At 39.2% G+C, this 11,469-nt stretch carries 10 protein-coding genes; 7 read left to right on the forward strand and 3 right to left on the reverse strand.

Features of this window, described 5'->3' with window-relative positions; translation table 11 throughout:
- Nucleotides 1–157 precede the first annotated feature (157 nt).
- Both E1176_RS12885 and htpG read right to left on the reverse strand, forming a co-directional pair.
- Entirely contained in the window at nt 158–982 is an 825-nt protein-coding gene (locus tag E1176_RS12885) for a toxin-antitoxin system YwqK family antitoxin (RefSeq protein WP_246206045.1), read from the reverse strand.
- A 141-nt stretch (nt 983–1,123) separates the two neighbouring features.
- The gene (gene htpG / locus E1176_RS12890; protein WP_185152794.1) at nt 1,124–3,016 is read right to left on the reverse strand and encodes a molecular chaperone HtpG; all 1,893 of its coding nucleotides are present in this window, start codon (nt 3,014–3,016) and stop codon (nt 1,124–1,126) included.
- 289 nt (nt 3,017–3,305) lie between these two features.
- Between htpG and E1176_RS12895 the strand changes: the two genes are divergently transcribed.
- Nucleotides 3,306–5,048: a T9SS type A sorting domain-containing protein gene (locus tag E1176_RS12895; RefSeq protein ID WP_155211044.1), complete on the forward strand. Its 1,743-nt coding sequence runs from the start codon at nt 3,306–3,308 to the stop codon at nt 5,046–5,048.
- A 52-nt stretch (nt 5,049–5,100) separates the two neighbouring features.
- On the opposite strand, the gene E1176_RS12900 is transcribed toward E1176_RS12895, so the two are convergent.
- On the reverse strand, nt 5,101–5,577 hold the full coding sequence (locus tag E1176_RS12900; protein WP_155211045.1) for a DUF4293 domain-containing protein: 477 nt from the start codon (nt 5,575–5,577) through the stop codon (nt 5,101–5,103).
- Nucleotides 5,578–5,646: 69 nt separating this feature from the next.
- On the opposite strand from E1176_RS12900, the gene E1176_RS12905 reads away from it, so the two are divergent.
- From E1176_RS12905 to E1176_RS12930, 6 genes are all read left to right on the forward strand, one after another.
- Nucleotides 5,647–6,846 (forward strand): thiolase family protein, encoded by a 1,200-nt coding sequence (locus tag E1176_RS12905; protein WP_155211046.1) that lies wholly within the window; start codon nt 5,647–5,649, stop codon nt 6,844–6,846.
- A 7-nt stretch (nt 6,847–6,853) separates the two neighbouring features.
- Nucleotides 6,854–7,540 (forward strand): HAD family hydrolase, encoded by a 687-nt coding sequence (locus E1176_RS12910; protein WP_155211047.1) that lies wholly within the window; start codon nt 6,854–6,856, stop codon nt 7,538–7,540.
- A 3-nt stretch (nt 7,541–7,543) separates the two neighbouring features.
- The gene (locus tag E1176_RS12915; protein ID WP_155211048.1) at nt 7,544–8,176 is read left to right on the forward strand and encodes a chloramphenicol acetyltransferase; all 633 of its coding nucleotides are present in this window, start codon (nt 7,544–7,546) and stop codon (nt 8,174–8,176) included.
- The gene (gene truA / locus E1176_RS12920; protein ID WP_155211049.1) at nt 8,173–8,916 is read left to right on the forward strand and encodes a tRNA pseudouridine(38-40) synthase TruA; all 744 of its coding nucleotides are present in this window, start codon (nt 8,173–8,175) and stop codon (nt 8,914–8,916) included. The genes E1176_RS12915 and truA overlap by 4 nt, the downstream gene beginning before the upstream one ends.
- 63 nt (nt 8,917–8,979) lie before the next feature.
- On the forward strand, nt 8,980–10,692 hold the full coding sequence (locus tag E1176_RS12925; protein WP_155211052.1) for an ABC transporter ATP-binding protein: 1,713 nt from the start codon (nt 8,980–8,982) through the stop codon (nt 10,690–10,692).
- A gap of 42 nt (nt 10,693–10,734) precedes the next feature.
- Nucleotides 10,735–11,451: a hypothetical protein gene (locus E1176_RS12930; RefSeq protein WP_155211050.1), complete on the forward strand. Its 717-nt coding sequence runs from the start codon at nt 10,735–10,737 to the stop codon at nt 11,449–11,451.
- The last annotated feature ends 18 nt before the right edge of the window (nt 11,452–11,469 follow it).

The following is an 11,469-nucleotide window of genomic DNA, read 5'->3' on the forward strand; positions in this document are numbered from 1 at the left end:
AAAACGAATAATTCAGCTTATTTAAGATAACTAATTAAGCGATCTTATTAAAGTAGTTTTATGTGGATTGTCTGAAAGAAAATAAACAATTATTACTGATGTAATAAATAATAATTATTTACGATTAAAATATTGTATTATTTTATGTGAGTGGTGCCTATCTGCTCTCATAGACCAATTGGCCTTTAGGAGTCCATTCTTTCCAGATGTAAGGTCTGAACTCATCGTCAAATGGATCTTTGGAGTATCTTATTATCTTTTTTCTTCGGCCCGTGGTGTAGTATTCTATCCAATCACCAACCTTTTGGTCCCATTTAAACTCTCCTTTTACTGCTACTCTGCCATTTTCATGAAAGTAATAGTAGTTGCCTTCCTTTTCCTGGTACTCGATCGGTACGATCTCTTTCATTTTATCTCTCTCGGTACCATAGTAACTTACGAGGGACTCTTTTGGCCAGCCTTTGTAGTATTTCTCCTTATCTACCAGTAAGTTGTCTTTATCATAACTCACCCAGCGGCCGTGCTTCATTCCTTTATAGAATATACCTTCTTCAAGTGTTTGATCACCACGTCTTTTCTCATATGGGCCATGGAGTATCGCCCCATGTTTTGGGTCAAACTTGCCACCCTTTCTTATGGCTCCTCTACGGTAATCGAGCCAATAGATATCCCTCACATAAGGGTCAAGCGGTAGTGGTTCTTTCAGTACATAAAAAAGCTCTACAGTAGTCTTTTCCCCATAGCCTTCTTTGGTATAACGCTTTTTTGTTTTTAAGCCATAAAATACCTTTTTCTTACGTTTCTTTTCTTTAGGCTTTACAAAATCGTCTTCCTCTTCTTCGTTATCATCTAGCTCAATAGTTATAGGAGTGTCGATGGTAAACATTTCATCCCGGCTTTCAGGGTCTACCACCTGAGCCTTTGAGAGTGTAAAGCATCCTGCCAGCATAGTGGCTATTATGATTAGTTTCTTTAAATGCATTTTTTTCTGTGATCGAAACGAAATAACAGCTTTTTTATTTCAAATGAAAGCTCGCTTTTAAAAGTTCCGTTGTGCTATAAACGAAAGCATCCGGAGCTTATATAAACCCCGGATGTTGCATTGATTGTTTTAATAATATGCTTACTCAGCAGACAACTCTACACTTCTTCTTATGAAGTTTGTAAGGTCTGCACCTGACAGCATATTTTGAGACAGCATAGCCAGGTCATATGATTGCTTGGCTAATTGTGCCTTTTTCTCTTCTTTCTTAGCTTTTAAGATTTTACTGATTACTGCGTGGTTGGCATTTACAGTTACATCAAACTGATCTGGCATATTGCCCATCATCGCGTAACCACCTCCTCCGGTTTTAGCCATATCTTTCATTCTTCTCATAAACTCAGACATGGTTATAGTCACAGGCATTTCGTCAGGAGAAAGTGACTCGACTTTGATTGTCATGTTCTTATTGTCAATGGCCTTTTCAAATATCTCCTTTACTTTCTCTTCCTCTTTTTCGCTCAACACACTTTCAATTTTCTCATCTTTATCAATGAGTTTATCTACAGTGTCGGCATCTACACGCTTAAGCTGTGTTTTTTCCAGCTTCTGCTCCAGGAAGTTTATCACATGGCTATCTATCACACCATCCATCAACAACACATCATATCCCTTATTTTTGGCGCTCTGTATATAAGCGTCTTGCTTGCCAGGGTCAGTGGTGTATAAATATATGGCATTGCCATCTTTATCAGTCTGGTTGGCCGAGATATGCTCTTTGTATTCATCAAATGTGAAGAACTTACCTTCTGTGTTTTTAAATAAGCCAAAATCCTTAGCTTTTTCGTAAAACTTCTCTTCACTGATCATTCCGTATTTTACGAAAATGCCTACATCATCCCACTTAGACTCAAAGCTGGCTCTGTCCTTCTTAAATAGCTCACCTAGTTTATCGGCCACTTTTTTAGTGATGTGAGAATTTATCTTCTTTACATTACTGTCAGACTGTAGGTAACTTCTCGATACGTTTAGTGGAATGTCAGGCGAGTCAATTACACCATGAAGCAACATGAGGAACTCAGGCACCACATCTTTAACTTCGTCTGTGATAAATACCTGTCTAGAATATAGTTGTATTTTATTTTTCTGAACTTCGAAATCGTTTTTAACCTTAGGGAAATACAGAATACCTGTAAGATTAAAAGGATAATCTACATTCAGGTGAATCCAGAATAATGGATCTTCTGACATTGGATATAGCTCCTTATAGAATTTGAGATAATCCTCATCAGTCAAGTCAGCAGGAGTTTTAGTCCATAGAGGGTCGGTATCGTTTATGATACGATCTTTTTCTACTGACTTATACTTAGGCTTACCTTCTTCGTCTTTGCCATCTTCTACCTGCTCGGTTTCTTTACCAAATTTTATAGGCACCGGTAAGAATTTGCAATACTTATCCAGTATTCCCTTTAGTCTCCACTCATCTAAAAACTCTTCTGAGTCGTCTGCGATATGCAGAATAATATCAGTACCTCTATCTTCTTTCTCTGCAGGTCCAATTTCAAACTCCGTAGATCCGTCACATACCCATCTGGCTGCTTCGGTTCCTTTCTCACGAGATTTACTGATAATTTCTACTTGCTTAGCAACCATAAATGCTGAGTAGAAACCCAGACCGAACTTACCAATGATATCTTTGGCGTCACCCTTGTCTTTGAACTTCTCAACAAACTCGGTTGCACCTGAAAAAGCAATCTGGTTGATGTACTTTTTAATCTCTTCGGCAGTCATACCAATACCGCGATCGCTTACGGTTATGGTTTTCTTGTCTTTATCAAAGCTCACCTCGATGGTAAGATCTCCCATTTCTTCTTTGTACTCACCTAAGCTAGACATACGCTTAAGCTTTTGAGTGGCATCTACCGCGTTAGATACAAGCTCTCTTAAAAAGATTTCATGATCTGAATAGAGAAACTTTTTAATGATCGGGAATATGTTTTCGGTATGGATTGAAATTGTACCCTTTTCCATTATCTGTTTAAGTTTTAGTTAAATAAAATTCGATGCCTTCCAGATTTCAAACACTGTTCCAACCTTGCAAAAATGACATATTGGCAGTTTTCCCTGATACATTTCTCAGGGTTTGCCCCGATGTCAGTTTACAGGATTCACTGAGGAGTTTTTCGATAAATGGTTTGTAAAAAAGGAAAATTCTGTTCTGTGTAAGATTTAGGCCGTTTTTGAGCGATTTTGAAAATCAGATTTTCACTCATGTTTTGGACGCTTCTGATTGCAATATTTGAAGTAACAAAACACTAACATCATGAAATCATTAATCACACTCGCGTTTTCTTTGATTCTGGCAATCAATGCTTTAGGGCAAAATACCTATATCTGGAATGGAGGTGAAGGACTATTGGGTGATAGATATTATCTACCTACCAATTGGAGTCCGGTAAGAGCTCTTGCGATACTTGCAAATAATGATGTTTTACTTTTTAATTCCGGAGACACGGTTAATTTGCTACATGTTCAGAATCAAACTGTGGGAGCATTAATTGTTAGAAATAACACTCATATTACAATGTCGGCTGATTCTGTTAATAAAGTGCTTAATGTATCAGGAATTGATGGAGTTGATGTTTTTGTAGAAAATGGCTCATCACTTACATTGAAAGATAATAATGGTGTAAGAATAGATGTGGTAGTTGCCAGCGGATCTGATTTAGAAATTGGTGGAAAAGTAACTATGGAAAGAGGCAATTTTGTCTTCAATGGCGGTGTAATGAACTTACATACTGACATATCACCGATCAATGTGGTGCCAGGAAAAGGTAAATTTGTACTGGCTCCTGCCACAACTTTAGCGTTTGGAAAAGCTGGTGAGATCGCAAATGGTCAAATGGTTTTACCAAATAATGTATTTGGTTCCGCGCCTGTAATTGAGAAAATGGTAATAAATTCCGCTAATGGCGTGAAATTGGGCAACCAGCCTATTACTGTTACTGATAGCACTCAATTTATAAATGGAGATTTACATACCAACAGTGTTGGTAAAGTAATTTATGAAACAACAGCATCTGACCCTGTTGAGTCTACTAACAGCAAAGTAATCGGATTTGTTGAAATGAAAGAGAGACTAATAGGAACTGGAGGTTTGTCATTCTTCGGCTACACTATAGAAACGGGTATTGATGATTTGGGTAGCGTGAGTATGCTTAGAATGACGGGTCCATCTGGCATCAACTTCAATCCAGGTGAAGAAAGCATTGCAGTAACCTGGAATGTAACTGTAGAAAATCAACCTGTAAGTGGTAGAGAGATATCGATGCAGTGGTTTGAGGGGTTTGATAATGGTAATGATATTACTCTACCGATGCAGATGTACAGATTTACAAATGGTACTGAGTGGGAGATCGTTGGTGGAGCTACAGAAATAGCCTCTAACGTAAATGGTAAAAGAACGAGTGCCACTATAGTTACAAACCACTTTTCTGACTGGACAATAACAAGTGAAGATTCTGCTTTACCTGTTTCCCTTGTAAGCTTCAGCGGTTCATCAACAACTAATGAGGTTATCTTAAACTGGACTACAGCCAGCGAATTAAACAACGAGCGTTTTATAGTAGAGAGAATGGTAGATGGTGAGTTTTTATACATCGGCAACGTAAGAGGAAATGGCACGAGCAATGAAGTAAATAACTACCAGTTTGTAGATGACTTACCGGCTAATGGCGCTAACTATTACAGACTTGTACAGCAAGACTTTGATGGTAAGCAAACAATACACGAAACTATCAGTGTAGAGTACACAATATCAACTGACTTTGAAGTATATCCTAACCCTTCTACAGGGAATCAATTGATAGTTGCTTTGGATAGCAACCCATCAGACAAGGCTTCAATCAGATTATATGATGCACATGGCACATTAATCATAGAGAAGTTAGCCATCAGCACTTTTAAAGTTGATGTGCTTGAAGGTAAGGAGATTTCTAAAGGAATGTACTACCTTGAGTATACTAACAGTGGCGAAAGCAACAAAAGAAGAGTAATGGTAAACTAATCTGAGGTTTACAGATAGATTTTGAGAGAGCCCCTCGCGGGGTTCTTTTTTTTTATCTAATTCTATCTACAGACCTGACCAGCCTCTCGTCTTTTCTGATAAATCTGTTAGCGATTACATTAAGAATCATGGCTGCACCTGGTAAAAAAAGACCTGGTCCGTAGCTACCCACCACTTGTTTTACTTCCATTAAGTCAGTAGCAAAATAAACACCTAACCCCATGGTGCCAGCCATAAAAATAGAGTTAAGGGCGCCTAATTTCATTTGCAACAATCGGTTTTTGAACTTACTGATTTCAATTATTGTCACTACGATTGATGCAACAGCAAGACAAGCTACAGTAGCAAAGGGAAAATAAACTGTACTGGAGGCTTCTTCAGTTCCAGGGTTACTTTCAAAATAATAGGAGAATAGTTTGTAATACACTTCTGAGTCCTCCGAGCTGAAAGACCATAATGGCAGTAGAAGATGAGCTCCCATCAGGAGTACGACTAAAAGGAGAAATACGGTTTGAATCCTTTGTAACATATGGCTATTGACTTAAATTGCGAGTGCAAATTACGCTAATTGAAAATTGATTACAAAACAGAATAAGCGATGAAAACAGCATATATAGTTGATATTTTGAGGACGCCTGTGGGCAAGTTTGGAGGTACATTAGCTTCGGTGCGACCAGATGACCTGGCCGCTCATGTGATCAAAGCAATTATTGAAAGAAACCCAAACCTGGATCCAAAATTACTGGAAGACGTAATTTTTGGTGCTGCCAATCAAGCAGGAGAAGATAATAGAAACGTAGCCAGAATGGCTCTATTGATGGCAGGATTGCCAATAGAAGTTGGTGGTGTTACCGTTAATAGGCTATGCGCCTCTGGCCTTCAATCAATCATGGATGCCTCAAGAGCTATCATGCTAAATGAGGGGCAGGCATACTTGGCAGGAGGTGTAGAAAGCATGAGTCGTGCGCCATTTGTTATGGCAAAAGCGGAGTCTGCTTACAGCCGTAAAATAGAAAGCTACGATACTACCATTGGCTGGAGGTTTGTAAACCCTAAATTGGCCGACATGTACTACCCATACAGCATGGGAGAGACTGCAGAAAATGTAGCTGATAAATGGAAAATTTCACGAGAAGCTCAGGATGAGTTTTCTCATAACACACAATTGAAGTATAAGGCAGCTTTTGAAGCGGATAAGTTTAAAGATGAGATTGTGCCAGTACATGTACCGCAGCGTAAAAAAGATCCAATTATTTTCGATACAGATGAGCACCCCAGGTTATCTTCTGTGGATAAACTAGCCTCACTTAAGCCTGCTTTTAAGAAAGATGGTACCGTGACGGCCGGAAACGCATCTGGTGTTAATGATGGTGCGGCTGTCTCTTTATTAGTGAATGAAGATGTATTAAAGAAATATAACCTCAAACCAAAAGTGAGAGTGGTATCAATGGCAATAGCTGGTGTAACTCCAGACTGTATGGGTGTGGGACCAATACCAGCTACACAAAAGGCATTAAAAAGAGCAGGCCTGGAAGTAAAAGACCTTGATTTGGTTGAGCTAAATGAAGCATTTGCTTCTCAATCACTGGCTTGTATACAGGACTTGGGACTTAATCCTGACATTGTGAATGTGAATGGAGGCTCAATAGCTATAGGTCATCCTCTAGGAGCTAGTGGTACTCGTATAAGTGCTACACTAATTCACGAAATGCAAAAAAGAGAAAACGTAAAGTACGGACTCGCCACCATGTGTATTGGTGTAGGGCAAGGTGCTGCTGTCATTTACGAAAAAGTCTAACCAAAATATGGCATTAAAAGTAATTGGCTTCGATGCTGATGATACGCTTTGGGTAAACGAAAACTACTTCAGAGAAGCAGAAGACGCATTTTGTGAGCTACTCTCTGATTTCTTGCCAAAAGAGGAGGTCATGAAAATTCTTTTTGATATTGAAATGAAAAACCTGGAAATCTATGGGTTTGGTATCAAAGGGTTTATGCTTTCTATGACCGAAACTGTAGTTGAAATAGCAGGTGAAAAGGCGACTCATGAGATGTTTGCCAAAGTGCTTTCTTTAGGTAAAGAAATGCTCAATAAGCCTGTAGAATTGCTCGATGAGGTAGAAAATATCCTAAATGAGCTTAAAGATCGATACCGAATAATATTGGTGACCAAAGGTGATCTGCTGGATCAGCAAAGAAAGCTGGAAAAATCTCAGTTAGAAAAATTCTTCCACCATGTGGAAGTAATGAGTAATAAGCATGAAAGAGATTATCAAAAGCTTATTAAACACCTTGATGTAAAGCCTGAAGAATTTCTGATGATTGGGAATTCTCTAAAATCAGATATTTTACCAGTTGTAAAAATAGGGGCTAAAGCCATATATGTGCCTTATGAAATTACGTGGCAGCATGAGGCTGTGAGTAAAGACGAAGATCATGGTGTGGGTTATCAACAGGTTGAATCATTATCAGAAGTTCTTAATTACCTCTAAGCTTTGAATAAGACCTATCTAGATATAGACGCCTGGAACAGGAGAGATCATTTCCATTTCTTCAGGGGGTTTTCCGAGCCTTTTTATGGCATCGTGGTAGATATCGATTGCACTTTGGCTCACAAATTTGCCAAAGAAAATGGCCACTCATTTTACCTCTATTACCTCTACAACTCACTCAAAGCAGTAAACACAGTAGAGCCATTCAAATACCGTATAGAAGGTGACAAAGTCGTGATATATGAGCGCATCGATCCGGCACCTACAGTCGGTCGCGAAGATGGCACATTTGGGTTTTCTTATTTTCCATTTCACCCTGATTTTGAGGTTTTCTGTAAAGAAGCCAGGAAAGTTACAGATAAAGTAAAGGCAGAAAGTACACTCAAACCGGGTGACGAGCAACATGTAATCTATTACTCCGCCCTGCCCTGGCTAAAATTTACTTCAATATCTCATGCAAGAGATCTAGAAAGACCTGACTCAGTACCAAAGATAAGTTTTGGCAAGTTGTACGATGATGGTGATAAAAAAATGATGCCGATGTCTGTGCATGTGCATCATGCGCTGCTCGATGGCTATCATGTGAGCCAGTATGTAGACCTATTTCAGAAATTTATGAACGGGGAAGAATCTTGAGATACTTTTTTGAAATAGCTTACGATGGGGACAGCTATCATGGGTGGCAGCGACAAAAAAATGCCATTTCTGTACAGCAGGTGGTGGAAGAGGCTTTGTCGACAATTTCCCGGGAAAATATAACCATCATGGGTAGTGGCAGAACCGATACCGGGGTGCATTGTGAGCAACAATTCTTTCATGCTGATTTACAGACGAAGATAGATACAGAAAAATTGCGTTTTAAGCTGAATAGCTTCCTGCCACCGACTATTAGCATTCAAAAAATAGCTAGAGTGGGCGATGAGGCTCATGCTCGTTTTGATGCTACGAGTAGGTCTTACGAGTACCGAATCACAAATCAAAAGTGGCCATTTGCGCAAGGGAGGGCTTACTATTATACAAAAGAAATAGATATTAAAACCATGAATCAAGCCGCTGCGTTATTACTCGGGGAGCATGATTTTCAGGCGTTTAGTAGAGTGAAAACAGAAGTTAATAACTTTATTTGCACCATTACAGAAGCGCGATGGGAAAAGGACGGTCAGTATATTACTTTTCATGTCACTGCCAACCGGTTTTTGAGAGGGATGGTAAGAGCACTGGTAGGGACCTTACTAGAAGTAGGTACCGGAAGGCTGACAATCGATAGCTTCAAAGAAATAATTGAAAACAAGGATAGACGCCAGGCTGGTTCGGCAGCTCCGGCAGTAGGACTTTATTTAACATCGGTAACCTATCCTGAAGAAATATTTACCTAGCACTTGGAAAAAGAGAAAGTAAACAGCGGGAGTATAGTAGATTTTAAGGTGCTGAAGCGGCTGATGAAATTCGTGAAGCCCTACAATGGAAAGTTTTACTTTCTGATTTTACTCACAGTAGGTTTAGGTGTATTGGCACCTTTACAACCGTTACTCATACAACAAACACTTGATAAATATGTAGCTTTTGGCGACTACAACGGCATGGTCATGATGATCATGATCTTAGTTGGCCTGTTAGTTTTAAGAGCTATTGTGCAATACCTGCATACTTTTATGTCAGGTTGGTTGGGCCAGTATATCATTCGAGATATTCGTGTTCAATTATACAAGCATCTAGTGAGGCTTAAACTAAAATTTTTTGATAATACGCCAATTGGTCGACTCGTGACCCGTACAATAAGCGATGTGGAGACATTGGCCGATGTATTCTCACAAGGGTTAGCCGCTATGGTGGGTGACTTACTACAGCTGGTTTTTATACTCATCGTAATGTTTGTGAGTGACTGGCGATTGGCACTCATCAGTTTGTCTACATTGCCTATTTTATTGATCAGTACCTATATCTTCAAAGAAAAAATTAAGGTGGCTTTCAATGATGTGAGAAATGCCGTTTCTAACCTGAATTCTTTTGTACAGGAGCATATCACCGGTATGAGTATCGTGCAGATTTTTGGTAGTGAAAAGAGAGAAGAAGAGAAATTTAAAGAGATTAATCGGGAGCATCGCAGAGCAAATTTAAAATCCGTTCTTTATTATTCTATTTACTTTCCGGTAGCTGAAATTATCAGTGCGGCAGGTATAGGCCTTTTGGTATGGTATGGAGCTAAGGGGGTCATAAATGAGGCAATAACAGGAATTACCATGGGTAAGCTGATTGCCTTTATTATGTACATTCAGATGTTCTTCAGGCCTATAAGGATGATTGCTGATAGGTTCAATACACTGCAGCTTGGTATAGTGAGCTCATCAAGGATCATGAAATTGCTAGACAATGATGAGCACATTCCTAATGAAGGTACTCATGAGCCTGACCATATAGATGGTGACGTGTCATTTAAAAATGTATGGTTTGCCTATAAAGACAATGAGTATGTACTAAAAGATATTTCCTTCGATGTAAAATCAGGAGAAACAGTGGCTTTAGTAGGTGCCACAGGTGCGGGTAAATCGTCTGTGATAAACCTGCTCAATAGGTTTTATGATATAAATAGAGGCACTATCGAGGTAGATGGTAAAGACATCAGAGAGTATGAGCTGGAGTCTTTGAGAGCCAAGCTAGGACTTGTTTTACAAGATGTATTTCTGTTTTCTGATACCATTGGTCAAAATATTAATCTCGGCAATGAAGAGATTGGTGAAAAAGAAATGCTAAATGCTGCAGATCTTGTGGGTGCCAGAAAGTTCATAGAAAAATTACCAGGTGGCCTCGATTATAATGTACAGGAGAGAGGGTCAACTTTATCAGTAGGGCAACGACAGCTAATTTCTTTTGTGCGTGCCATGGTTTATGATCCTAAAATTTTGGTTTTAGATGAAGCCACTTCGTCAGTAGATACTGAAACTGAGGAGCTTATCCAGCAGGCGATAGACAAGATGATGAAAGGCAGGACATCAATTGTAATTGCACACAGGCTTTCTACAATCCAAAAAGCAGATAAAATAATTGTACTAGATAAGGGAGAGATAAAAGAAACAGGTACTCATGACGAATTAATTTCAAAGGATGGGTATTACGCTCAGCTTCATAAAATGCAATACAAAGAAATAATTTAATTATTTTGTAGCTTTATCTGCAGCTTTGCCAAAACCTAAATAATGCAATATCGCTATCTCGTCTTTCTAATTTGCTCATGGCTAATTGCTCTCGCACCAGAGGCAGTGGCGCAAAAGAAAAGATCGACTAATTTTTATAAAGGAAGGTATAAACCCATTAACATTTCACGAAGCAAAGCCTCCGTGGTTTGCCCCATTTTTGAAGACAGTCAGTATCCTTATCATGGCATTGGTTTTAAGCTTGGGGATCCGTTTGCTTTTACTTACAAGTTTTACCCTCATAAGAGGCTTGGCTTTGTGATCGATGCGGGTTCGGCAGCCAGCGGACTTTACAGTGAGTATCATCGCAATAATTTCTCAAATTATACAACACAAGACACCCTAAATAGTGACCAGGGCATTAGCTATACTACACACAAGGTAAATAGCGAATGGGTGCTCGAGGGTAAAGTACTATTTCAGCAAGATGCCTCAGATTTGCTTAAAGGGCTGCAGTGGTATGTGGGTGCAGGTTGGCAATGGAGACAGTTAGATATCGAGTACGAATATATTCTGGAAATAAACTTTACAGAAAATGAAATAGGTAAACTCAACGTTAGTAATGTAACGATGGGACCAGTAGCCGCTGTTGGTATCGAATATGCCTATTTCGAACTGCCTATTTCTGCATTTCTCGAAGTAGAAGGCTATTATGATGTAGTTGAAGATCCGGGCTGGATGAGGCTACAGGGGGGCGTTGGTCTACGGTATATTTTCTAAATAATTAATAAAATGTCT

Origin of the sequence: Fulvivirga aurantia (assembly GCF_009711475.1) — a bacterium.
GTDB classification, from domain to species: domain Bacteria; phylum Bacteroidota; class Bacteroidia; order Cytophagales; family Cyclobacteriaceae; genus Fulvivirga; species Fulvivirga aurantia.